18 protein-coding genes and 1 pseudogene are annotated in these 23819 nt (G+C 72.5%); 18 read left to right on the top strand and 1 reads right to left on the bottom strand.

Features of this window, described 5'->3' with window-relative positions; translation table 11 throughout:
- Positions 1–21 precede the first annotated feature (21 nt).
- From ACFTWP_RS29215 to ACFTWP_RS29295, 17 genes and pseudogenes are all read left to right on the top strand, one after another.
- Positions 22–1239, top strand: coding sequence for a sensor histidine kinase (locus ACFTWP_RS29215; RefSeq protein ID WP_380267906.1), 1218 nt, complete (start codon positions 22–24; stop codon positions 1237–1239).
- A gap of 168 nt (positions 1240–1407) precedes the next feature.
- Complete coding sequence (locus tag ACFTWP_RS29220) at positions 1408–2097, top strand: response regulator (protein ID WP_380267907.1); 690 nt, start codon at positions 1408–1410, stop codon at positions 2095–2097.
- 75 nt (positions 2098–2172) lie between these two features.
- Positions 2173–3253 (top strand): annotated as a pseudogene (locus tag ACFTWP_RS29225) (Rossmann-like and DUF2520 domain-containing protein); the annotation flags it as partial.
- Complete coding sequence (panC, locus tag ACFTWP_RS29230; RefSeq protein ID WP_380267908.1) at positions 3174–4082, top strand: pantoate--beta-alanine ligase; 909 nt, start codon at positions 3174–3176, stop codon at positions 4080–4082. The pseudogene ACFTWP_RS29225 and the gene panC, both read left to right, overlap by 80 nt.
- A gap of 102 nt (positions 4083–4184) precedes the next feature.
- Positions 4185–4664, top strand: coding sequence for an aspartate 1-decarboxylase (panD, locus tag ACFTWP_RS29235; RefSeq protein WP_380267909.1), 480 nt, complete (start codon positions 4185–4187; stop codon positions 4662–4664).
- A gap of 17 nt (positions 4665–4681) precedes the next feature.
- Positions 4682–6358, top strand: coding sequence for an L-aspartate oxidase (locus tag ACFTWP_RS29240; RefSeq protein ID WP_380267910.1), 1677 nt, complete (start codon positions 4682–4684; stop codon positions 6356–6358).
- Positions 6359–6360: 2 nt separating this feature from the next.
- Positions 6361–7332 (top strand): carboxylating nicotinate-nucleotide diphosphorylase, encoded by a 972-nt coding sequence (gene nadC, locus ACFTWP_RS29245; RefSeq protein WP_380267911.1) that lies wholly within the window; start codon positions 6361–6363, stop codon positions 7330–7332.
- Positions 7333–7371: 39 nt separating this feature from the next.
- Positions 7372–8160, top strand: a complete 789-nt coding sequence (locus ACFTWP_RS29250) for a type III pantothenate kinase (RefSeq protein ID WP_380267912.1) — start codon at positions 7372–7374, stop codon at positions 8158–8160.
- A 371-nt stretch (positions 8161–8531) separates the two neighbouring features.
- Entirely contained in the window at positions 8532–9305 is a 774-nt protein-coding gene (locus ACFTWP_RS29255; protein WP_380267913.1) for a hypothetical protein, read from the top strand.
- Positions 9306–9547: 242 nt separating this feature from the next.
- Positions 9548–11317 (top strand): hypothetical protein, encoded by a 1770-nt coding sequence (locus ACFTWP_RS29260; RefSeq protein ID WP_380267914.1) that lies wholly within the window; start codon positions 9548–9550, stop codon positions 11315–11317.
- Positions 11318–11440: 123 nt separating this feature from the next.
- A complete protein-coding gene (lysX, locus tag ACFTWP_RS29265) occupies positions 11441–13030 on the top strand; it encodes a bifunctional lysylphosphatidylglycerol synthetase/lysine--tRNA ligase LysX (protein WP_380267915.1) in 1590 nt (529 codons plus the stop codon).
- A 4-nt stretch (positions 13031–13034) separates the two neighbouring features.
- Positions 13035–13157 carry a hypothetical protein gene (locus ACFTWP_RS29270; RefSeq protein ID WP_380255896.1) on the top strand — a complete coding sequence of 41 codons (123 nt, stop codon included), beginning with the start codon at positions 13035–13037 and terminating at the stop codon, positions 13155–13157.
- 131 nt (positions 13158–13288) lie between these two features.
- On the top strand, positions 13289–13819 hold the full coding sequence (locus ACFTWP_RS29275; protein WP_380267916.1) for a BlaI/MecI/CopY family transcriptional regulator: 531 nt from the start codon (positions 13289–13291) through the stop codon (positions 13817–13819).
- 9 nt (positions 13820–13828) lie between these two features.
- Positions 13829–14365, top strand: a complete 537-nt coding sequence (locus ACFTWP_RS29280; RefSeq protein WP_380267917.1) for an amino-acid N-acetyltransferase — start codon at positions 13829–13831, stop codon at positions 14363–14365.
- 93 nt (positions 14366–14458) lie between these two features.
- The gene (locus ACFTWP_RS29285) at positions 14459–14818 is read left to right on the top strand and encodes an Lsr2 family protein (RefSeq protein ID WP_380267918.1); all 360 of its coding nucleotides are present in this window, start codon (positions 14459–14461) and stop codon (positions 14816–14818) included.
- Positions 14819–15703: 885 nt separating this feature from the next.
- The gene (locus tag ACFTWP_RS29290; protein ID WP_380267919.1) at positions 15704–18220 is read left to right on the top strand and encodes an ATP-dependent Clp protease ATP-binding subunit; all 2517 of its coding nucleotides are present in this window, start codon (positions 15704–15706) and stop codon (positions 18218–18220) included.
- 402 nt (positions 18221–18622) lie between these two features.
- On the top strand, positions 18623–20926 hold the full coding sequence (locus ACFTWP_RS29295) for an immune inhibitor A domain-containing protein (protein WP_380267930.1): 2304 nt from the start codon (positions 18623–18625) through the stop codon (positions 20924–20926).
- Positions 20927–21074: 148 nt separating this feature from the next.
- On the opposite strand, the gene ACFTWP_RS29300 is transcribed toward ACFTWP_RS29295, so the two are convergent.
- Positions 21075–22223 carry a threonine aldolase family protein gene (locus tag ACFTWP_RS29300; RefSeq protein ID WP_380267920.1) on the bottom strand — a complete coding sequence of 383 codons (1149 nt, stop codon included), beginning with the start codon at positions 22221–22223 and terminating at the stop codon, positions 21075–21077.
- Between the two features lie 609 nt (positions 22224–22832).
- Between ACFTWP_RS29300 and ACFTWP_RS29305 the strand changes: the two genes are divergently transcribed.
- Positions 22833–23732, top strand: coding sequence for a M23 family metallopeptidase (locus ACFTWP_RS29305; RefSeq protein ID WP_380267921.1), 900 nt, complete (start codon positions 22833–22835; stop codon positions 23730–23732).
- Positions 23733–23819: the final 87 nt, after the last annotated feature.

Raw genomic sequence — 23819 nt, forward strand, 5'->3', positions numbered from 1 at the left:
GCGACTGCCTAGGCTGGACCTGTGCATCGACTCAACGCCTGGCTCCGCCGACACCCCATGGTGGCCGACTCCGCCTGGGCGCTGTTGTTGCTGCTCCTAGGCCTGCTGCCGGACGACAGCGAACACGGCTGGCGACTGGTCGTGCACTACCTGATCGCGGTCGCCGTCCCGGTCCTGATGGTGTTCCGGCGCCGCAACCCGGACCTCACGCTGGTGCTGGCGGTGGCCCTCGGTCTCAGCCAGATCGCACTGGACGTCAACCCCGCGGCCTCCAGCATCGGGTACCTGGTCTTCGCCTACACGGGCGCCGCCTTCGGCTCCACCTGGGCGTCCCGGTTGGCGCTCGGCGCCGGACTGGCCGCCGGTCCGCTGACCCTCTGGCGCTTCCCCACCGGCTCGGTGGACGACCGGGGCGAGCCGATCGGGCCGCACTACAGCGTCATGCAGAGCCTGCTGCTGGCGACCCTGATGTCCACCCCGTTCGTGCTCTGCTGGGCGTGGGGCCGGCTCACCCGGGTGCGGCGGGCGTACCTGGTGGAGCTGGAGGACCGGGCCGCCCGGCTGGAGCGCGAGCGGGACGCCCAGGCGAAGGTCGCGGTGGCGGCCGAGCGGGCCCGGATCGCCCGGGAGCTGCACGACGTGGTGGCGCACAACGTCTCGGTGATGATCGTGCAGGCCGACGGCGCCGCCTACGTCCTCGACAACTCGCCGCAGCAGGCGAAGGAGGCGCTCGGCACGATCGCCTCCACCGGCCGGCAGGCGCTGGTGGAGATGCGCCGGCTGCTCGGGGTGCTGCGGACGGCGGGCACCGCGGAGGAGTACGTGCCGCAGCCCGGTGTGGAGGAGCTGCCGGACCTGCTGGACCAGGTCCGCACGGCCGGCCTGCCGGTCGACTTCAGCGCCTCCGGCGACTCCCGCGAGCTGCCCCGGGGGGTGGAGCTGACGGTCTACCGGATCGTCCAGGAGGCGCTGACCAACGTCCGCAAGCACGGCGGCCCGGACGCCCGGGCCAGGGTCGCGGTCGACTTCGGCGAGCGGGAGCTGGCCGTGCTGATCGAGGACGACGGCCGCGGCACCACCGACGAGCAGTTGATCACCGGTGGGACGGACGGTCTCGGGCATGGTCTGATCGGCATGCGGGAGCGGGTCGGCATGGTCAGCGGCACCCTCGACATCGGCCCCAGGCCCGGCGGCGGCTTCCGGATCCGGGCGGTGCTGCCGCTCAAGGCGGCCAAGTAGCCGCCCGCCGCAGACCCCACGACCGCCCCGCGGCGGCGGGCGCTCCCAGCCCGTCCCCTCCCGTCCCCTGCCGTCCCCCCAGCAAGTCCGAGCAAGTCCGAGCAGGTCCCGAGCAGGTCCCGAGCCCGGCCCGTACGGGGCCGCCGGTCCGCAGCAAGAAGGAGAGCCATGACCATCCGCGTGATGCTCGTCGACGACCAGGAGCTGTTGCGCACCGGCTTCCGGATGGTCCTGCAGTCGCAGGGCGACATCGAGATCACCGCGGAGGCCGGTGACGGCGCCCAGGCGCTGGAGGTGCTGCGGCACACCGAGGTGGACGTGATCCTGATGGACGTCCGGATGCCCCGCCTGGACGGCGTCCAGGCCACCCGGCGGATCTGCCTGTCCCCCGAGGGCACCCCGCTGCCGGGCGCACCGCACGTGCTCATCCTCACCACCTTCGACCTGGACGAGTACGCCTTCGCGGCGCTGAAGGCCGGCGCCAGCGGCTTCCTCCTGAAGGACGTCCCGCCGACCGAGCTGGTGGCCGCGATCCGCGCGGTGCACGCCGGCGACGCGGTGGTCGCCCCGACCACCACCCGCCGCATGATCGACCGGTTCGCCGAGGTGCTCCCGACCGTCGGCGCCCGCCCCGGCGCCGACACCCTGGCCCCGCTCACCGAGCGCGAGCGCGAGGTCTTCCTGCTGGTCGCCCAGGGGCTCTCGAACAGCGAGATCGCCGCCCGGCTGGTGCTGTCCGAGGCCACCGTGAAGACCCACGTCGGCCGCATCCTCGCCAAGCTGGGCCTGCGCGACCGCGTCCAGGCCGTCGTGCTCGCCTACGAGGCCGGCCTGGTCAGGGCCGGCGCCGGGGAGTAGCCGGGGCGGCGTGGCGGCCACGGCGGGGCCGCCGGGCCCGGGCACCCCGGTGGGCGGTGGCCGCCCGGCCGTAGAATGGCCCGGTACGTCTGGTACCCGAAGAGGACCGGAACGGAATGTGAGGACGAACGCCAAGCCGTGAGCACGTCCGACCCCTTCGGGGCCCCCGATGCCCGTCCCGGCTCCGCCGATCCCGGCGACCGCCCCGCCCGCCTCGCGGTCGGCGTGGTCGGCACCGGCCGGGTCGGGCCCGCCCTCGGCGCCGCCCTGCAGCTCGCCGGCCACCGGGTGGTCGCCGCCTCCGGCGTCTCGGCGCTGTCGCGGCGCCGGGCCGAGGCCCTGCTGCCCGGGGTGCGCCTGGTGACGCCGCCGCAGGTGCTGGCCGCCGCCGACCTCGTCCTGCTGACCGTCCCCGACGACGCGCTCGCCGACCTGGTGCGGGGCCTGGCCACGACCGGCGCGGTGCGCCCGGGGCAGATCCTCGTGCACACCTCCGGGGCCCACGGCGTGGCCGTCCTCGACCCGGCGACCCGGGCCGGCGCGCTGCCGCTGGCCCTGCACCCCGCGATGACCTTCACCGGCACCTCGGTGGACCTGGCCCGGCTGGCCGGCTGCCCGTTCGGGGTGACCTCCCCGGAGGAGCTGCGGCCGGTGGCGGAGGCGCTGGTCGTGGAGATGGGCGGCGAGCCCGAGTGGGTGCCCGAGGACGTCCGCCCGCTCTATCACACGGCACTGGCCCACGGTGCGAACCACCTGGTCACCCTGGTCGCGCAGGCCCTGGAACTGCTGCGCACCGCCGGGGTCGCCGAGCCCGGCCGGCTGCTCGGCCCGCTGCTCGGCGCCGCGCTGGACAACAGTCTGCGCTCCGGCGACGCGGCCCTGACCGGCCCGGTCGCCCGGGGCGACGCGGGGACGCTCCGCCGGCACCTGGAGCAGTTGCGTACGGTGTCCCCGGACATCGATCAGGCGTACCGCGCGATGGCCCGGGCCACGGCGCAGCGGGCGGTCCGGGGCGGATCGCTCAAGGAAGAGTCGGCGGCGGCGCTGCTGGACGTACTCAACGAGGAGAACCACTGATGGCGGGCAAGAACCAGCGCGGCAGGCAGCAGGTCCGGGAGCCGAAGGTCCGCAAGGCGGCCCTGACCCACACGATCGCCGACTTCGAGCCCGCCTTCTGGCCGGACGAGCAGCCGGTGGACAACGCGGTCGTGATGACCATGGGCGCCCTGCACGAGGGCCACGCCGCGCTGATCCGGGCGGCCCGCAAGCAGGTCGGCGCGGACGGCCGGGTGGCCGTGACGGTCTTCGTGAACCCGCTGCAGTTCGGCGCCGGCGAGGACCTCGACCGCTACCCGCGGACGCTGGCCGCCGACGTCCGGCTGGCCGAGGAGAACGGCGCGGACGTGGTCTTCGCCCCGCTCCCCGAGGAGGTCTACCCGAACGGCGAGCCGCAGGTGCGGCTCTCGGCGGGCCCGATGGGCGAGCGGTTCGAGGGCGCGACCCGCCCCGGCCACTTCGACGGCATGCTGACCGTGGTCGCGAAGCTGCTGCACATCACCGACCCCGACTTCGCCTTCTTCGGCGAGAAGGACGCCCAGCAGCTGGCGATCGTCCAGCGGATGGTGGCCGACCTGGACTTCGACGTCGAGGTCGTCGGCGTGCCCACCGTCCGCGAGGAGGACGGCCTGGCGCGTTCCTCGCGCAACCGCTTCCTCTCCGAGGAGGAGCGCGAGCGGGCCCTGGTGCTCTCCCGGGCGCTGTTCGCCGGCCGCGACGTGGCCGCGCAGGGCCCGAAGGCGGTCCGCGAGGCGGCCTCGGCCGTGATGGACACCGCCGAAGGTGTCACCCTTGACTACCTCGCCCTGATCGACCCCGACGACTTCACCGAAGCGGCGGACGACTTCCAGGGCGAGGCGGTGCTGGCCGTGGCCGCGAAGGTGGGGGCGACCCGCCTGATCGACAACGTCCGCATCATCGTCCGCTAGTCCGCCGGTCCGCCCGTCCGCCAAGACGGAAGGACGAGCACCCGCACCACCCGCACCACCCCCGACCCTCAGGCATGCACTCACCTCTGGAGGCGTGACCCCGTGCTCCGCACCATGCTCAAGTCCAAGATCCACCGGGCCACCGTGACCCAGGCCGACCTGCACTACGTCGGCTCGGTCACGGTGGACGAGGACCTGCTCGACGCGGCCGACCTGCTCCCCGGCGAGCTGGTCCACATCGTCGACATCAACAACGGCGCCCGCCTGGAGACCTACACCATCGCGGGCCCGCGCGGCTCCGGCGTGATCGGCATCAACGGCGCCGCCGCCCGGCTGGTCCACCCCGGCGACCTGGTGATCCTGATCGCCTACGGGCAGATGGACACCGCCGAGGCCAAGGGCTACGTGCCCAACGTGGTGTTCGTCGACGCCGACAACCGGATCACCGGCTTCGGCACCGACGCCGCCGAGGCCCCGGAGGGCAGCGGCCTGCTCCGCGGCGACCGGACCTACGCCGACGGGGCGCCCGACACCGGGGCGTACGGTGGCCCCGACAACGCGGCCGCCACCGCCGCGCGCTGAAGGAGCCACTGAACGCCATGTCCGTCACGCACCGCCTCACCGCTCCCGCCCCCGGCTGGACGACCACGACCGACGTCGTCGTGGTCGGCTCCGGGGTGGCCGGACTCACCGTCGCCCTCAACGTCCGCAAGGCAGGCCTGCGGGCCGTGGTGGTCACCAAGGCGATGCTGGACGACGGCTCCACCCGCTGGGCCCAGGGCGGCATCGCCGCCGCCCTGGGCGAGGGCGACACCCCCGAACAGCACCTGGACGACACCCTGGTGGCCGGCGCCGGCCTCTGCGACGAGGAGGCCGTCCGCACCCTCGTCACGGAGGGCCCGGACGCCGTCCGGCACCTGATCGCCACCGGCGCGGCCTTCGACCTCGACGACGAGGGCGAGATCCTGCTCACCCGCGAGGGCGGGCACCACCGGCGCCGGATCGCGCACGCCGGCGGCGACGCCACCGGCGCCGAGATATCCCGCGCCCTGGTGTCGGCCGTCCGCAGCGACCCCGGCCTGGAGCTGATCGAGCACGCCCTGGTGCTGGACCTGCTGACCGACGCCGACGGCCACGCGGCCGGCCTGACCCTGCACGTGATGGGCGAGGGCCAGCGCGACGGCGTCGGCGCGATCCGGGCCCGCGCGGTGGTGCTCTCCACCGGCGGCATGGGCCAGGTCTTCTCCGCCAGCACCAACCCGGCGGTCTCCACCGGCGACGGCGTCGCGCTGGCGCTGCGTGCCGGGGCCGAGGTCACCGACCTGGAGTTCGTCCAGTTCCACCCGACCGTGCTCTGGCTGGGCCCGGAGGCCGAGGGCCAGCAGCCGCTGGTCTCCGAGGCCGTCCGCGGCGAGGGCGCCTACCTGGTCGACGCGGACGAGCACCGCTTCATGGTCGGGCAGCACGAGCTGAACGAGCTCGCCCCGCGCGACATCGTCGCCAAGGCGATCACCCGGCAGATGCAGCTCAAGGGCACCGACCACATGTACCTGGACGGGCGGCACTTCGGCGCCAGGATGTGGGAGGAGCGCTTCCCGACCATCCTGGCGTCCTGCCGCTCGCACGGCATCGACCCGGTCACCGAGCTGATCCCGATCGCCCCGGCCGCGCACCACGCCTCCGGTGGCATCCGCACCGACCTGCTGGGCCGCAGCACCGTGCCGGGGCTGTACGCCTGCGGCGAGGTGGCCTGCTCCGGCGTGCACGGCGCCAACCGGCTGGCCTCCAACTCGCTGCTGGAGGGCCTGGTCTTCGCCGAGCGGATCGCCGCCGACCTGGCCGCCCTGCACCGCGCCGGCGAGCTGCCGGAGCGTGCCGTGGACGTCGCGGCCGCCCGGGCGGCGCGCGCCGTGCCGCTGCCGGCGCCGGAGGCCCGGGCCGACATCCAGCGGCTGATGTCCAGGGGCGCGGGCGTGCTGCGCTCGGCCGCCAGCATGGCCGCCACCGCCGCCGGGCTGGCCGCGCTCGCCGAGGAGGCGTACGCCCACCTGGCCGACGAGAAGCCGGCCGACCCCCGGGTGGAGACCTGGGAGGCGGCCAACCTGCACCTGGTCGCGACCGCCCTGGTGGCGGCCGCCGCCCAGCGCGAGGAGACCCGCGGCTGCCACTGGCGCGAGGACTTCCCCGAGCGGGACGACGCGCACTGGCGGCGCCACCTGGTCACCACTCTCGCCGGCGTCGCCGGCACCCCCGTCAGCACTCCCGAGGAGCAGTAGCCATGACGCACGACCACGACGAACTCCCCATGGCCGATTCGGGCGACGGCTGCGGCGACGGCTGCGCCTGCGGCGACGGCGAGGGCTACGAGAGCGGACTCGACCCGCAGCTCGCGCAGCTGCTGGAGGAGGCCGGCCTGGACCCGATCGAGGTCGAGGACGTCGCCACCCTGGCGCTGGCCGAGGACCTGGCGGGCGGCGAGGACGTCACCTCCGTCGCGACCGTGCCGGCCGAGGCCGTCGCCACCGCCGACTTCACCGCCCGCGAGGCCGGCGTGGTCGCCGGCCTGCGGATCGCCGAGGCCGTGGTCTCGCTGATCTGCGAGGAGGAGTTCGAGGTCGAGCGGCACGTCCAGGACGGCGACGCGGTCGAGGCCGGCCAGGTGCTGCTCTCCGTCCGCAGCCGCACCCGCGACCTGCTGACCGCCGAGCGCAGCGCCCTCAACCTGCTCTGCCACCTCTCCGGCATCGCCACCGCCACCCGCGCCTGGGCGGACGCCCTGGCGGGCACCGGCGCGGTCGTCCGGGACACCCGCAAGACCCACCCGGGCCTGCGGGCGCTGCAGAAGTACGCGGTGCGCTGCGGCGGCGGCGCCAACCACCGGATGGCGCTGTCGGACGCCGCGCTGGTGAAGGACAACCACGTGGTCGCGGCCGGCGGCGTCGCCGAGGCCTTCCGGGCCGTCCGGGCCGCGTACCCGGAGCTCGCGGTGGAGGTCGAGGTCGACACCCTGGAGCAGATCCCGCCGGTGCTGGAGGCGGGCGCGGACCTGATCCTGCTGGACAACTTCTCGGTGGCCCAGCTCAAGGAGGCCGTCGCGCTGGTGGCCGGCCGGGCGAAGCTGGAGGCTTCCGGCGGACTGACCCTGGCCACCGCGCGCGAGGTCGCGGAGACTGGTGTCGACTACCTTGCGGTGGGCGCGCTGACGCACTCCTCGCCGATCCTCGACATCGGCCTGGACCTGCGTCCGTAATCCCTCGTCAGAGACCCCTTCTAGCCGTTACGGGACCTCATGCTCCTCACCATCGACGTCGGCAACACCCAGACCACGCTCGGCCTGTTCGACGGCGAGGAGGTCGTCGAGCACTGGCGGATCTCCACCGACCCGCGCCGCACGGCGGACGAACTGGCGGTGCTGATGCAGGGGCTGATGGGCTCGCACACCGCGGTCTCCGAGGCCAAGGTGGACGGTCTGGCGATCTGCTCGTCCGTCCCCGCCGTGCTCCACGAGCTCCGCGAGGTGACCCGCCGCTACTACGGCGACGTCCCCGCGGTGATCGTGGAGCCCGGCGTGAAGACGGGCGTGCACGTCCTGATGGACCACCCGAAGGAGGTCGGCGCCGACCGGATCGTGAACGCGCTGGCGGCCAACCACCTGTACGGCGGGCCGTGCATCGTGGTCGACTTCGGCACCGCGACCACCTTCGACGCGGTCAACGAGCGCGGCGACTACGTCGGCGGCGCGATCGCGCCCGGCATCGAGATCTCGGTGGAGGCGCTCGGCGTCCGCGGCGCCCAGCTGCGCAAGATCGAACTCGCCCGGCCGCGCAACGTGATCGGCAAGAACACCGTCGAGGGCATGCAGTCGGGCATCCTCTACGGCTTCGCCGGGCAGGTCGACGGACTGGTCGACCGGATGGCCCGGGAGCTCGCCAAGGACCCGGAGGACGTCCAGGTGATCGCCACCGGCGGCCTGGCCACCCTCGTCCTCGGCGAGGCCAGCAGCATCGACGTGCACGAGCCCTGGCTCACCCTGATCGGCCTGCGGCTGGTCTACGAGCGCAACCGCCCGGCCGCCTGAGCCGGCCGGTCCCCCGGCGGCCGTGGCCGCGGCTGCCGCCGCGCCCGCGCCGCGCCGACGGAGCCGAGGGGAGGGCCGGCCGCGGACGGCGCACAGGCGCGCCGGCGCCACCGGCCCGGGAGAAGCGGCCGGCGCCGCGGACACGCCGGGTGCGGACCGCCCCGACCGGACCGGACCCCGGCGGGCCGCCGAAACCCCCGCCGGACCGCCGCCCGGCCCTCACCCGACCGCCGCCGCACCGCGTACGACGCCGCTGGTCACGACCGCTGCGACCGGGCTCCGACGCCACCCGCGGTGATCGTTTCGGGCCAAACGGGGGGCGCGGCGCGACACTACCGACAAATCGGATATTCGTCACGTAGTGTCAACCCATGCCTACGCCACACGGATCGCGCGGCGGCATGGCCTTCAGCGCCGACGAAGTCCGCGTGCTGCGCCGCGCCCTCGCCCACGCCCTGCACCCCGCCGTGCCAGCCCAGCTGTCCGTTCTCGGCCACCAGTCCGCCGGCCCGTGGGCCGAAGACGTCCAGGAGGCACTGCGCCTGACCGAGGCGATCGACGAAGCGGTCCAGGAGGGCGGCCGGCTGCGCGCCTTCCTGCTCGCCGATCTGGCCCGCTACCGGGCCGCCCTGCCGGGCAGTGCCGGCGGGTACCTCGAACGCCTGGAGGACGCCGTCACCGACGGCTACCTGCCGGGCGCCGAGGACCTCACCGCGCTGCGCGTCCTCACCCGGCTTCCCTGCGGGAGCGCGGAACGCTCCCGCCGCTCCCGCCTGGCCGGCCGCTGCCACGCCCTGGCCGAGGCCGCCGTCCGCGAGCGTCTCGCGCTCACCTCAGGACAGCGCCACCTCACGGCCGTACCGAACCCCGCCGCACCGCCGAGCGCCCAGCTCGTCTTTGCCGGCCCCATCCAAACCGGAGGACGGATTCCGATGAGCAGCCCCGCCGACTCCCCCACCCCCAAGGCCGCCCCCGCCCCCAAGGGGGCCGGCGCCAAGGCCGGCACCACGGGCCCGGCCCCGCAGGGCGGCACACCGCCGCACCGGATGCCGACCCCGGCCGAGCTCTTCGGCCGCCGCCCCAAGCCGCCGGCCCGCCCCGAGCCCGCCGACGAGGAGCTGGAGCTGGCCACCGGCACCGGCTGACGCGTCCGACGCGGGTGGGGGGAGGCCGTCGTCACGGCCTCCCCCCACCCGTGTCGACTGTCCATGTGTCGACATCGCCGTCGCGCCTTCACCGCACGGCGATAACGCTTTCGTAAACGATGGCGGGGAGCCCGCGGGTTCCGCCCCGTCCTGTCCCCATTCGTGCGCGATCAACCGCCTTGCCGCTGACGGACCAAGCCCTAGAGTCGCGAGCATCCCCATTCGCGATCTTGAGGATCCACATGACTCAGCTGCCCATCCGGCGGATGATCGGAGCCGGCGCCGCGAGCATGGTGGCCGCGCTGGCGGCGGGCACCATGGCCACCCCCGCGTACGCGAGCACCGTCAAGCTCAACATCAACACCGCCGCGTCCGTCCAGATCTCCGCCGACCCGGCCGCGCCACCCCAGTTCGGCGAGAACCTCTCCATCCGGATCGGACGGAGCGGCACCTCGGCACCGATCACCAACGCCACGCTGACCCTGGACACCGGCGGACTCACCGGCCTGGCCACCCTCGCCAGCCCGGGCTGCACCACCGCCGGCACACTGGTCAGCTGCCCGGTGCACTACCTGAACTACGAGGACATCAACCTCAGCTCCACCAACCTGTGGCTGAGCGCCGTCAGCGGCGTCCGGCCCGGCTCCAGCGGCACCGTGCACGTCACCCTCTCCGCCCCCGACGCCGACAGCGCGGAGGCGGACGTGCGGGTGGACGTGGGCGGCCCCGCCTTCAAGGCCAAGGAGCTCCAGCCGCTGAGCGCGGTGGCGGTCGGCTCGACCGTCACCCCCGCGCCGGAGTTCGCGAACCGCGGCGGCGCCCCGGCCTCCCGTGCGATCGTCGAGATCACCGCGCTGCCCGGCCTGGGCATCACCGAGTGGCCGTCCAACTGCGAGCACGCCAGCGCCGAGTGGGGTGGCGGGGCCGGCACCGAGGGCCTCCGGACGCAGTACGCGATCTGCACGATCGACGCGGCCATCGCGCCCGGCGAGGCCGTCCGGCTGGAGGGCCTCAGGTACAACGTGACCAGCGAGGCCTTCTACACCTTCGTCGACTTCAGCGTGTTCGCCACCCCGGACGCCGAGGCCGCCTCGGGCCCGCGCCTGCGCAAGGAGCTGACGTTCCAGCGCGGCACCGGTGCGCCGCTCGGGCTCGCCAAGGTCGCGGACTCCGTCCCGGCCGGGTACCCGGACCGCAACGGCTTCTTCACCGAGCTGGAGGTGTCCGCCGAGAACACCGCCGACTTCGCCGCGAGCGGCTCGTGGGCCCCCGACGCCACCGGCAGGCACGGCAAGCTCGACGTCGGCCTGCAGAACCAGGGCCCGGCCTCCGTCTTCGACCGCAGCGGCGGCGAGGGCGCCGTCGTCCTGAAGGTCGCGCTCCCCCAGGGTGCGAGCGCCCAGTCCGTCCCGGCCGGCTGCACCGCGGTGACCCGCGAGCACGGCGAGGCGGTGACCGGGCCGACGAACACGTACACCTGCGAGGGCCTCGGGTCCTGGATGCCCAACGGGGGCCGGAAGACGTACCAGTTCGACCTGGCGCTCGACTCGTCCGACCTCGCGCCGGCCGAGGTCTCCCTGCAGAACACGCAGAGCGAGCTGGAGCCCGGCCACGACAGCGCCGTCATGCGCTGGGACGCGAACCCCGCGAACGACCTGGTCAAGGTCCGGCTGGGCGCCGCGGCCGGTGGCGGCACGCCGTCGCCGACCGCGACGCCCTCCGGCACCGCCTCCCCCTCCGGCACCGCAGCGCCGACCGGCACCGCCACCACCGGGGGCACCACGCAGGTCTCGCTGGTGACCTCGCCCGCCGCGGGCGCCCCCGCCGGGACGGCCGCGCCGTCGACCGCCCCGGTGGCCACCGGCGCCGACGGCCGGCCCGTCGGCGGCAGCCTCGCCTCGACCGGCGGCTCCGGCACCCTCCCGCTCGCGGGAGCGTCGGCCGCCGCCCTGCTCACGGGCGCGGCGGCGGTCGTCGTCGCCCGCCGCCGCAGGACCGGCTCGCACGGCTGACGCGGCCTCGGCCGGAGGGGAGGACGGCGGCGCCGTCCTCCCCTCCGGCAGGTCCGGGGCCACCGCGGCGCACCGGGGACATCCCGTGGCGGAACCCGCCCGCGGGCTGGCTACCCTGGTGGGGTGAGCGATCAGAGCACTGCCCCCCCGTCACCCGCGGCCGCCCCTGCGACCGACGACCTTCCCGAGCAGATGCGCGTCCGGCGCGAGAAGCTGGACCGGCTCCGGGCAGCCGGCGTCGACCCGTACCCGGTCGGCTTCCCCCGCACCACCACCATCGCCGACCTGCGCGCCAAGCACCCCGACCTGGAGCCGGACGTCACGACCGGCGAGCGGGCCGGCGTGACCGGCCGGGTCGTCCTGGCGCGCACCGGCGGCAAGCTCTGCTTCGCCACCCTGCGGGACGGCTCCGGCGACCTCCAGGTGATGCTGTCCCTGGACAAGCTGGGCCCGGAGCGGCTGGCTGCGTGGAAGTCCGACATCGACCTGGGCGACCAGGTCGGCGTCGAGGGCGAGGTGATCACCTCCAAGCGCGGCGAGCTGTCCGTGATGGTCGACCGCTGGGAGCTCACCGCCAAGTGCCTGCGTCCGCTGCCGGACAAGCACAAGGGCCTGACCGACCCGGAGGCCCGGGTCCGCCAGCGGTACGTCGACCTCATCGTGAACCCCGAGGCGCGCGAGATCCTGCACCTGCGCAGTAAGGTGGTCCGCTCGATCCGCCGCACCTACGAGGACCGCGGCTACATCGAGGTCGAGACCCCGATGCTGCAGCCGGTGCACGGCGGCGCCAACGCCCGCCCGTTCAAGACCCACATCAACGCGTACGGCATCGACCTGTACATGCGGATCGCCCCCGAGCTGTACCTCAAGCGACTGGTGGTCGGCGGCGCGGAGAAGGTCTTCGAGATCAACCGCAACTTCCGCAACGAGGGCGCGGACTCGACCCACAACCCCGAGTTCACCTCGCTGGAGTCGTACGAGGCCTACGGCGACTACGACACCCAGGCCGAGCTGATCCGCGAGACGATCGTCAACGCGGCGCGGGACGCGCTGGGCACCACCGTGATCCGCGGCACCGACCCGCACGGCGTCGAGCACGAGATCGACCTGGCGGAGCCCTGGGACGAGGTCTCCGTCTACCCGGGCATCTCCGCGCACCTGGGCGTCGAGGTGACCCCTGAGACCGGCGTCGAGGAGCTGCGCAAGCTCGCCGCCGAGCACGGGATCCCGTTCGAGCAGAACTGGGGCCACGGGCAGATCGTGCTGGAGATGATCGAGCGCCTCCTGGAGGAGAACGCGATCAGGCCGACCTTCATCAAGGACTACCCGACCGAGGTCTCCCCGCTGACCCGCCAGCACCGCTCGATCCCGGGCGTGGCCGAGAAGTGGGACCTGGTGATCTTCGGCACGGAGATCGGCACCGCCTACTCGGAGCTGGTCGACCCGGTCGAGCAGCGCGCCCGCCTGACCGCCCAGTCGCTGCTCGCGGCCGGCGGCGACGTCGAGGCGATGCAGGTGGACGAGGACTTCCTGCGGGCCCTGGAGTACGCGATGCCGCCCACCGGCGGCCTCGGCCTCGGGGTGGACCGCCTCATCATGCTGCTCACCGGGAAGAACATCCGCGAGACGGTGCTCTTCCCCCTGGTGAAGCCGGAACAGCGGAGTGCCGAGCCCAAGGCGGCCGCCGAGGCGCCGAAGAGCGACGAGGAGTGACCTGATGGACTACGTGAGTGCGATCGTGCCGCCGCTGGTCATGGCGATCGGGTTCGGCTTCCTGGTGCGGGCCATCATCCGCAGCCAGGGCGGGGCCCAGAAGGCCAAGGAGGACGTCGTCGACTGACCTCGACGAGCGGTCCGCGACGCCTTCGTGAGCCGTCCGGCGCGCCGCCGTCCCCATTCGGGACGGCGGCGCGCCGTTTTGCTCGCTCATGGCGGGATTCGCCCCATTCATTCCCCTATCCTGGCCCCACTATGGTTCGGCAGCTCGGGGAACTAGAGAACGACATCATGACCAGGGTCTGGCAGTGGAACCGCCCGGTCACGGTTCGCGAGGTTCTGCTCGACCTCCAGGCGGAACGCGATATCGCCTACACCACCGTGATGACGGTGCTCGACAAGCTCTTCAGAAAGGGCTGGTTGCGCCGGGACCAGGTGGGGCGCGCCTATCGATATGAACCGGTCTCCTCGCGCGAGGCCTACACCGCCGCTCTCATGAACGACGCATGGGGCACCAGTGACAATCCCGCGGCGGCCCTGGTGCACTTCTTCGGTCTGATGTCCCCGGAGCAGCGGGAGGCACTGCGGGACGCACTGCGTGTCGCGGCTCTCTTCCCCGCCCCCGCGGATCCCGAACCCTCCCCGCCGGATGCGGAACCCGATAGGGCCGCCGAAACCCGATCCGATACCGGTGCCCATACCGGGGGCCATAGCGAGCGCCCCGACGGGCCGCATAGCGGCGCCGGCGGCGAAACCGGTGGGACCGCGGGGGCCGGGACGCGATAACGTCCCCGCATGGAGGTCACCATCCGCCGGGCGCGGACCACCGATGTGCGGGCCGTTCGACGGCTCATCGACGGCTACTCGCGCGACGGCATTCTGCTCGACAAGCCCACCGTCACACTGTTCGAATCCGTCCAGGAGTTCTGGGTCGCGGAACGCGACGACACCGGACTCGTGGTGGCCTGCGGCGCCCTGCACGTGATGTGGGAAGACCTGGCCGAAGTGCGCACGCTCGCGGTCGATCCGTCCTGCCTGGGGCACGGCGTCGGACACCTGCTGCTGGAGAAGCTGCTGCAGACCGCGCGATGGCTGGGCGTCCGTCGGATTTTCTGCTTGACGTTCGAGGTGGCCTTCTTCGCGAAACACGGTTTCGTGGAGATCGGCGAGCTCCACGAAACCGACGATGGTACGACAGACCCGGCGGCGATCGCTACGGATGTCTATGAAGAACTTCTCCGCTCGTACGATGAAGGCGTCGCGGAGTTCCTCGACCTGGAGCGTGTGAAGCCCAACACTCTGGGCAACTCGCGCATGCTGCTGCACCTCTGAACCACTCCCGTCGGGCACAGGGGTTTGTGTTTTCTGCGGAAAGACGCTTTCCTTTCCTTAGGCAATGGGTCGTTTACGCGGAAAGGGAAGCCCGTGGCACAGAGGGTGCAGGTCATTCTTGAAGACGATCTCGACGGCGGTTCGGCGGACGAGACGGTGACGTTCGCTCTCGACGGCGTTGCCTACGAGATCGATCTGAAGAGCACGAACGCGGACAAGCTCCGCGGGCTGTTGGCCCCGTACGTCGAGAAGGGCCGCAAGCAGAGCGGCCGGCTCACCAGCGCCCGTCGCAGCAGCGGCGGCGGCCGGGGTGCGGCGGCCCGTCCGGCGGCCGGCGCCCCGGACACGGCGAAGATCCGCGCCTGGGCGAAGGAGCAGGGCCTGGAGGTCAACGACCGCGGTCGGGTCCCCAGCAACATCCGCGAGGCGTACGAGAGCGCCAACGCGTCCTGAGCCCGTCCGGGGCGCCGCACAGGGTGTCCCGGGGGCTCCGGAGGCGGCGGGGCCCGCAGGGCCGGCCCCGGCGGCCGGCACCGGCCCCGGCGTACCGCGCGGCCGGTGCGGGAGCGGGCGGCCGTGGGAGCACACGGCACGTTTTCGGGGCGTGGAGGACATCCTCCGCGCCCCGCGGTGCTGTCTCCGCACTCCCCGCGCCCCCCACGCCCCCGCGCGCCGACCCGGGCCCGCGCGGGCGCACCCGCCCCGCCGGCACCGCCGGGCGGGTCGGCCGGGACCTCCGTACGGGCGGCGGAACACTCATGGGCTGTGCAACGCTGTAGGAGCGAAGCGGTAACGCGGGTGCCACCCGATCGGCCGCACCCGCCCCTGCGGCCCGCCCCGGGTCGCAGTCGGCACCGGGCCGACGGTCACGGGCCGACGGGGCCCCGCTGAGCCGCCGTCACCCCGGCGGCCCCGGCACCGGGCGGCCCGTCAGCCGACTTCTCGCCAGGCGAACACCGCCACCGCGGAAACTGCGCGAGATCCGGCGGAATACCGGGTATGAATGCAGGTGGGACGGGCCGTGAGGCCCGACCGGGGCAGATCGCGCGACCACCCGCAGCCGGTGCGGCCGCGCCGCGGCGGGCGTTGTTCGCCGATGGCGTAGCGGTATCGGGTGCATCGGGACCACCTGTGGGAACACCGTCTCCCAACATCAGGTTGGGATTGGTGTCTGCTGGTCGCGCAGCACGACTTCCCACGAGAGTGGGGCTGATCCACCCTTCTCGTCCATTTCGGACAGGAGGGGCCCATGCCGCGCCGCTGAGCGGGACTAGCATGCGGAAGGACAGGGCGGGGACCGACCCCGAACTGCCCGACCGCTCTGAGGAGCGATAAACGATGTTCGAGAGGTTCACCGACCGCGCGCGGCGGGTTGTCGTCCTGGCTCAGGAAGAAGCCCGGATGCTCAACCACAACTACATCGGCACCGAGCACATCCTCCTGGGTCTGATCCACGAGGGTGAGGGTGTCGCCGCTAAGGCCCTGGAGAGCCTCGGGATTTCGCTCGAGGCTGTTCGCCAGCAGGTCGAGGAGATCATCGGCCAGGGCCAGCAGGCCCCGTCCGGGCACATCCCCTTCACCCCGCGGGCGAAGAAGGTCCTGGAGCTGTCGCTCCGCGAGGCCCTTCAGCTCGGCCACAACTACATCGGCACCGAGCACATCCTGCTCGGCCTGATCCGCGAGGGCGAGGGCGTCGCCGCCCAGGTCCTGGTGAAGCTGGGCGCCGACCTCAACCGGGTCCGCCAGCAGGTGATCCAGCTGCTGTCCGGTTACTCGGGCGCCAGCAAGGAGTCGGCCACCGCGGGCGGCCCCGCCGAGGGCACCCCCTCCACCTCGCTGGTCCTCGACCAGTTCGGGCGCAACCTGACCCAGGCGGCCCGCGAGGCCAAGCTCGACCCGGTGATCGGGCGCGAGAAGGAGATCGAGCGGGTCATGCAGGTGCTGTCCCGCCGCACCAAGAACAACCCCGTGCTGATCGGTGAGCCCGGCGTCGGCAAGACCGCCGTGGTCGAGGGCCTGGCCCAGGCGATCGTCAAGGGCGAGGTCCCGGAGACGCTCAAGGACAAGCAGCTCTACACGCTGGACCTCGGCGCCCTGGTGGCCGGCTCCCGCTACCGCGGTGACTTCGAGGAGCGCCTGAAGAAGGTCCTCAAGGAGATCCGCACCCGCGGCGACATCATCCTGTTCATCGACGAGCTGCACACCCTGGTCGGCGCGGGCGCCGCCGAGGGTGCCATCGACGCCGCCAGCATCCTCAAGCCGATGCTGGCCCGCGGTGAGCTGCAGACCATCGGTGCGACCACGCTGGACGAGTACCGCAAGCACCTGGAGAAGGACGCCGCGCTGGAGCGCCGCTTCCAGCCGATCCAGGTCGCGGAGCCGTCGCTGCCGCACACCATCGAGATCCTCAAGGGCCTGCGCGACCGCTACGAGGCGCACCACCGGGTCTCCATCACGGACGCCGCCCTGGTCGCCGCCGCCACCCTGGCCGACCGGTACATCTCGGACCGCTTCCTGCCGGACAAGGCGATCGACCTGATCGACGAGGCCGGCTCCCGGATGCGCATCCGCCGGATGACCGCGCCGCCGGACCTGCGCGAGTTCGACGAGAAGATCGCCGACGTGCGCCGCGAGAAGGAGAGCGCGATCGACGCGCAGGACTTCGAGAAGGCGGCCTCCCTGCGCGACGACGAGAAGCAGCTCCTGACCGCGAAGGCCAAGCGCGAGAAGGAGTGGAAGGCCGGCGACATGGACGTCGTCGCCGAGGTGGACGAGGAGCTGATCGCCGAGGTGCTGGCGACGGCCACCGGCATCCCGGTCTTCAAGCTCACCGAGGAGGAGTCCTCGCGCCTGCTGCGCATGGAGGACGAGCTGCACAAGCGCGTCATCGGCCAGAAGGACGCCATCAGGGCGCTCTCCCAGGCCATCCGGCGCACCCGGGCCGGCCTCAAGGACCCGAAGCGCCCCGGCGGCTCGTTCATCTTCGCCGGCCCCTCCGGTGTCGGTAAGACCGAGCTGTCCAAGACGCTCGCCGAGTTCCTCTTCGGCGACGAGGACGCGCTCATCTCGCTCGACATGTCGGAGTTCTCGGAGAAGCACACGGTCTCCCGGCTCTTCGGTTCTCCCCCCGGCTACGTCGGGTACGAGGAGGGCGGCCAGCTGACCGAGAAGGTCCGCCGCAAGCCGTTCTCCGTCGTCCTCTTCGACGAGGTGGAGAAGGCCCACCCGGACATCTTCAACTCGCTGCTGCAGATCCTGGAGGACGGTCGCCTGACCGACTCCCAGGGCCGGGTGGTCGACTTCAAGAACACCGTCATCATCATGACGACCAACCTCGGCACCCGGGACATCTCCAAGGGGTTCAACCTGGGCTTCGCGGCCACGGGCGACTCCGCCACCGGGTACGAGCGGATGAAGGCGAAGGTCGGCGAGGAGCTCAAGCAGCACTTCCGCCCCGAGTTCCTCAACCGTGTCGACGACATCGTCGTCTTCCACCAGCTGTCCGAGGAAGACATCATCCAGATCGTCGACCTGATGATCGACAAGGTGGACGGCCGGCTCAAGGACCGCGACATGGGCCTGGAGCTCAGCGTCGAGGCGAAGAAGCTGCTCGCCAAGCGCGGCTACGACCCGCTGCTCGGTGCCCGTCCGCTGCGCCGCACCATCCAGCGCGAGATCGAGGACCACCTCTCCGAGAAGATCCTCTTCGGTGAGCTGCGGGCCGGCCACATCGTGGTCGTCGGTGTGGAGGGTGAGGGCAAGGAGGCCAAGTTCACCTTCCGCGGCGAGGAAAAGTCCGCGGTCGCGGACACCCCCGCGGCCGTCGCTTCGGCCGGGCCGGATCTGACGAAGTAACAACAGTTAACAGTTAACAAAACGGTCCAGGCCCCCGGCATTACCGCCGGGGGCCTGGACCGTTTTTTCGTGATGTCACGAAATCTGTGACCTGACGCACTCGGGGGCAGGCCCGGGCCGGTGGGCCGGGTCCGTGCGGGTGCGATGCGCCCCTTTAGGGCCGCTATTCGCAAGGCTTTTGACCGATCATCAGCTGATCAGGGAGCGGCGGAGGATAGCGCCGTGTACTTGTCATGGTCAAGGTCTATCTTTTCGGCGTCCTCTTGGATCAAATGTCGTCCACCTGTCTTCATTGGTTTGCCGGAAGGCCAAGAGCCGGACCGGTTTGGGGAGGACGTCACCACGTTGAAGAAGACCACGAAAGCCGCTTCGGTCGTCGCGACCGCTGCGGTCATAGCCGCGATGGGAGCGGGCCTGCTCCCGGGCGCGGCCTATGCGGCCGGCGCCGCTCCCGTCCCGCGCGACCCCGCCGATGCCGTCCAGTCGCTGAAGAGCGACGACGTGCTCCCGGGTCCGCTGTCGGGCAAGGTCGAGGCCGAGCAGAAGGCCGCCACCGAGCAGCTGCTCGCCGGCACCGCGCAGGTCGAGTCCCACGGCGGCAGCACGAGCGTCAAGCTCGGCCGCGACAAGTACGTCGAGCTCGGCCGCGAGCGCACCGACAAGATCTTCACCATCCTGGTGGACTTCAGTGACCAGGTGGACAGCACCACCAAGCTGCCGAACGGTCAGGTGAAGTACGGCGGCCAGCCCGGCCCCGCGCACAACCAGATCAAGCAGCCGGACCGCGCCACCAACAACTCCACCGCCTGGCAGGCCGACTACAACCAGGCGCACTACCAGAACCTGTACTTCAGCAAGGACCAGGACTCGCTGAAGACCTTCTACGAGAAGCAGTCCTCCGGGCGCTACTCGGTCGACGGTCAGGTCACCGACTGGGTGAAGGTCCCGTGGAACGAGGCCCGTTACGGCTCGGACTACTGCGGCCAGCACGTCTGCAACAACGCGCAGGACCTGATCCGCGACGGCGTCAACGCCTGGGTCGCCGACCAGAAGGCCAAGGGCCAGACGGACGCTCAGATCAAGGCCACCATCGCGCAGTACGATCAGTGGGACCGGTACGACTACGACCACGACGGCAACTTCAACGAGCCCGACGGTTACGTCGACCACTTCCAGATCGTGCACGCCGGTGAGGACCAGTCCGCCGGTGGCGGCGTCCAGGGCACCGACGCGCTCTGGGCCCACCGCAGCTACGCCTACGGCACCGCCGCGGGCCAGACCGGCCCGGCCGACAACAAGCTCGGCGGCACCCAGGTCGGCACCTCCGGCCTCTGGGTCGGCGACTACACCATGCAGGCGGAGAACGGCGGCCTCGGCGTCTTCGCGCACGAGTACGGCCACGACCTCGGTCTGCCGGACCTCTACGACACCAGCGGCAGCGGCATCGACAACTCGGTCGGCTTCTGGTCCCTGATGTCCTCCGGCTCCTGGCTGGGCGACGGCAAGACCGAGATCGGCGACAAGCCGGGTGACCTCGACGCGTGGAGCAAGCTGCAGCTCGGCTGGCTCAAGTACGACAAGGCCACCGCGGGCAAGGGCTCGAAGCACCACATCGGCCCGGCGGAGTTCAACACCGCCCTGCCGCAGGCCCTGGTCGTCGACCTGCCGAAGAAGACCGTCACCACCGAGATCAACACCCCGTTCGCGGGTGGCAACGAGTGGTGGAGCGGTAGCGCCGACGACCTCAACGTCTCGGTCACCCGCGACGTCGACCTCACCGGCAAGACCTCGGCGGCGCTGACCGCCAAGGGCTGGTACGACATCGAGCAGGACTACGACTACGGCTACGCCGAGGTCTCCACCGACGGCGGCGCCCACTGGAACGCCCTCAACGGCACCTTCAACGGTGTGGCGATCCCGGCGGACCCGGCCGGCAAGGCCGGTCTGACCGGCACCTCGGGCGGCAACTGGGGCGACCTGGCCTACTCGCTGGACGCCTACGCCGGCCAGGCCGTCAAGGTCCGGTTCCACTACACCACCGACGGTGGCGTGCACCTCAAGGGCCTGGCCCTGGACGACATCGCGATCAGCGCCAACGGCGCCGTGGTCTTCACCGACGGTGCGGAGAACGGCGACAACGGCTGGACCGCGAACGGCTTCTCCCGGATCACGGGCAAGTTCTCCAAGGACTACGCCCAGTACTACATCGCGGAGAACCGCCAGTACATCTCGTACGACACCACGCTGAAGACCGGTCCGTACAACTTCGGCTTCGCCGGCTCCAAGCCCGACATGGTTGAGCACTACGCCAACCAGGACGGCCTGCTGATCTGGCTGTGGGACACCTCCCAGAGCGACAACAACGTCACCAACCACCCGGGTTCGGGCCTGATCCTCCCGATCGACTCGCACCCGGCACCGCTGAAGTGGTCCGACGGCGCCCTGCTGCGTCCGCGCGTCCAGGGTTACGACTCCACCTTCGGCTCGCAGAAGACCGACGGTCTGACCCTGCACAAGGCCGGCGTCGAGACGGTCATCCCGAAGGCCAAGGGCGTTGACTCGTTCAGCGACCTGAAGTCCTACTGGGACGCCGCCAACCCGTACAGCAGCGTCATCGTCCCCAAGACCGGCACCAGCATCGAGATCGAGAACGAGTCCTCGAACTACCTCGAGACCTGGATCCGCGTCCGCCCGGTCGACAACTGACCGAGCCGTTCGGCTGATCACTCGGCCGAGCAGTCGGATCGTCTGACGAACCGGCACTGACAGACCGTCCGGCCCGGCTCCGCACCCTGCGTGCGGAGCCGGGCCGGACGTTTTTCCCCACCGGGGCGCCCGCCCGGGCCCGGCCGGGTCAGAGCAGGGCGAGCAGGGCCTCCACGCCCGCCGCGACGTCCTTGGCCGTCCACTCCAGCGCCGGCCCGGCGACCGTCACCTCGGTCAGCGCCAGCCCCGGCAGGGCCGAGTCCCGCCAGCCGCCGAACAGCCCGGTTCCGGCCTCCTCGGCGAGCCGGATGCCCGCCTCGTCCAGGACGCGGGCGGGGTACGGCAGCCAGAGCTGGAACTGGTGGGTGTGCGGCGGCTCGGGGAACACCCGGGCGCCCGGCACGGCCGCCAGGGCGTCCGCCAGCGCCGCCGCGACGACCTTCGCGTGCGTCACATACGACTCCAGGAGCGGGAGTTCACGCTCCAGACCGGCCAGCGCGGACAGCGCGGCCGGCCACTGCTGGAAGAGCTGACCGCCGTAGCGGTGGCGCCAGGCCTTGGCCGCCCCGACGAACTCGCGGTCCCCGGTGAGCGCGGCCCCGCTGACGCCCCCGAGCGTCTTGTAGAAGGAGACGTAGACCGAGTCGGCCAGGGCGGCGATCTCCGGCAGCGAGTGACCGAGGTGGACGGTGGACTCCCACAGCCGCGCGCCGTCGAAGTGCACCGGCGCGCTCTCGGCCGCCACCGTCGCGGTCAGCTCCTCCCAGGTCGGCAGGACGAACCCGGCGTCCCGCAGCGGGAGTTCCAGGGTCAGGACGGCGTACGACTCGTCGAAGTCACGCAGCTCCCGCGGGGTCGGGATGCGCGGCGCGGTGGTCGGCCACACGCTGTGCAGGCCGCCGAGCGTGGCGTAGGCGCGGCGCTCGTGCACCTCGGGGTGGGCCAGCGGGTGCAGCGCGACGTTGCGCTCGCCGCGCCGCTCGGACCAGATCCGCAGGGCGACCTGCTGCGCCATGGTGCCGGTCGGGAAGAAGGCCGCGTCCTCGGCGCCGAGCAGGCCGGCCACCCGCTCCTCCAGCGCCCGCACCACCCCGTCGCCGTAGAAGTCGGGCTGCTGGTCGAGGTCGTGGACCAGGTCCGCCTCCGCCGTCAGGGCGGCCAGGCGCTCCCTCATGGTCTGCGGCCGGGTGCCCGAGAGCAGCCGCTCGCACCCCCGCAGGGCCGCGAACCGGCGCTCCTTGACGCTGGGCCCCGGGGCGGTGCCGGCCGGGGCTTCGTCGTTCTGGTTGACATCCATACGTCGATGGTCGCTCAGAACGCCGGTCGGGTCAGCGTGGCGAATGGCGCGAGTACGACCGGACCGTCCCGTGCGGCTTCCCGTCGGCCCCCCGCGACCCGTGGGGCGCCACCCGTACCAGGGGGCCCCGCCGGCGACCGCCCGCCCGGCGGGGCGCGCCGGCGCCGCCGGACGCCTCCCCGCACTGCCGGACGCCTCCCCGTGGCGAGCGGCTCCGCCCCGGGCGTGACCGGGCTCACGATCGCAGCCGTCGGACGGCGGGGCGGGCGGGCCCTGACGGTGAGCCACGGCACACCCGGGGCGGGGGCGCCGGTGGCGATGGTCACAGGCCGGGCGCCACTACTAGGGGCGGTAGGAGAGCCGGCCGCGCCCCCGCCCGACGCCCCGGGAGGACCCACGAGGCAGCGCTCGGACCATCAGACCATGATCAAATCGGCCGATCGTTACTCCGACAGCCTGAAGTTCGGACCTCACCGTGACTACACGCCGTAGTACGTCACACCGTTTGGGACTCCACTCGGTAACGGTTTACACCTGAGTGGTCCCCGCTCTGCACGCCCTACCGGGCTCAGTGCTGTCCCCGTACGCCCCGTGAGGTTGAGCTTCCCGATGTCCGACATCCCGAACCCGGGGGCGGCCCTGCGCCGCCTCGCCGCCACCGCGGCCACCCACGCGGCTGCCTGGCAGCCCCGCCTCGGCCAGGCCGCCCGCGCCCACGTCGCCCCGCTGCGCGCGCTGGCCGCGCCGCACCTGGCCCTGCCCCGCACCCGCGTCCGGGCCGCCACCGCGGCCGGCGCGGCCGCGGTGATAGTGTCCGGCGTCCTGGTCGCCGGGGTGCCCGCGAACGCGTCCGCCCAGACGGTCATACCCACCACCCCGGGCAGCTCCGCCTTCACCGCCCCGCACGGCGAGGCACCGGCCGCCGGCCTGGTCCAGATCGCCGGGCCGAGCGCGTACCAGGTGAAGCACACCCCCGCCCACGACTCGGTCGCGGTCGCCGCCAACCTCGCGGCGCCCGTCCCCGTCCCGGTGCCCGCACCCGCGCCCGCACCGGAGCCGGCGCCCGCCCCCGAACCCGCGCCGGCCCCCGCACCGGCACCGGCCTGGTCCGCGCCCGTGCCCAACGCGCCGACCAGCAACCCGTACGGCGTGGCCAACCCCGAGTACGCGGCCGGCTACCACACCGGCGTGGACTTCGCGGTGGACCCGGGCACCCCGCTGCTCGCGGTCGGCGAGGGCCGCGTGGTCTCGTCCGGCTGGGACGGCGCGTACGGCAAGGAGGTCGTCCTGAAGCTGACGGACGGCCACTTCGCCCAGTACGCCCACATGTCGGAGCTCGACGTCAGCGCGGGCGACCACGTGACGGCCGGGGAGCGGATCGGCGCCTCCGGCAACACCGGCAACTCCACCGGGCCGCACCTGCACTTCGAGATCCGCTCCAGCAACCACTACGGCGCGGTGATCAACCCGATCGCCTTCCTGTCCGGCAAGGGCGTCACGGACTTCTGACGCCGCGCGGCGGCGGAGCGGACGCGGGGACGGCGTCCGCTCCGCCGGGCGGCGACGGCAACGGCAGCGGCCGACCGGGTTCTCCCC

Origin of the sequence: Kitasatospora sp. NPDC057015, from assembly GCF_042673745.1 — a bacterium.
Lineage (GTDB): Bacteria > Actinomycetota > Actinomycetes > Streptomycetales > Streptomycetaceae > Kitasatospora.

What these genes read in the sequence shown, in the direction of transcription:
- ACFTWP_RS29275 (WP_380267916.1), top strand. Translation starts at nt 13,289, where the DNA reads ATGGTTCGGCAGCTCGGGGAACTAGAGAACGACATCATGACCAGGGTC.
- ACFTWP_RS29305 (WP_380267921.1), top strand. Translation starts at nt 22,833, where the DNA reads ATGTCCGACATCCCGAACCCGGGGGCGGCCCTGCGCCGCCTCGCCGCC.
- ACFTWP_RS29290 (WP_380267919.1), top strand. Translation starts at nt 15,704, where the DNA reads ATGTTCGAGAGGTTCACCGACCGCGCGCGGCGGGTTGTCGTCCTGGCT.
- ACFTWP_RS29260 (WP_380267914.1), top strand. Translation starts at nt 9,548, where the DNA reads ATGACTCAGCTGCCCATCCGGCGGATGATCGGAGCCGGCGCCGCGAGC.
- ACFTWP_RS29300 (WP_380267920.1), bottom strand. Translation starts at nt 22,223, where the DNA reads ATGGATGTCAACCAGAACGACGAAGCCCCGGCCGGCACCGCCCCGGGG.
- ACFTWP_RS29250 (WP_380267912.1), top strand. Translation starts at nt 7,372, where the DNA reads ATGCTCCTCACCATCGACGTCGGCAACACCCAGACCACGCTCGGCCTG.
- ACFTWP_RS29280 (WP_380267917.1), top strand. Translation starts at nt 13,829, where the DNA reads ATGGAGGTCACCATCCGCCGGGCGCGGACCACCGATGTGCGGGCCGTT.
- ACFTWP_RS29240 (WP_380267910.1), top strand. Translation starts at nt 4,682, where the DNA reads ATGTCCGTCACGCACCGCCTCACCGCTCCCGCCCCCGGCTGGACGACC.
- ACFTWP_RS29220 (WP_380267907.1), top strand. Translation starts at nt 1,408, where the DNA reads ATGACCATCCGCGTGATGCTCGTCGACGACCAGGAGCTGTTGCGCACC.
- panC (WP_380267908.1), top strand. Translation starts at nt 3,174, where the DNA reads ATGGCGGGCAAGAACCAGCGCGGCAGGCAGCAGGTCCGGGAGCCGAAG.
- ACFTWP_RS29295 (WP_380267930.1), top strand. Translation starts at nt 18,623, where the DNA reads ATGGGAGCGGGCCTGCTCCCGGGCGCGGCCTATGCGGCCGGCGCCGCT.
- ACFTWP_RS29270 (WP_380255896.1), top strand. Translation starts at nt 13,035, where the DNA reads ATGGACTACGTGAGTGCGATCGTGCCGCCGCTGGTCATGGCGATCGGG.
- nadC (WP_380267911.1), top strand. Translation starts at nt 6,361, where the DNA reads ATGACGCACGACCACGACGAACTCCCCATGGCCGATTCGGGCGACGGC.
- ACFTWP_RS29255 (WP_380267913.1), top strand. Translation starts at nt 8,532, where the DNA reads ATGCCTACGCCACACGGATCGCGCGGCGGCATGGCCTTCAGCGCCGAC.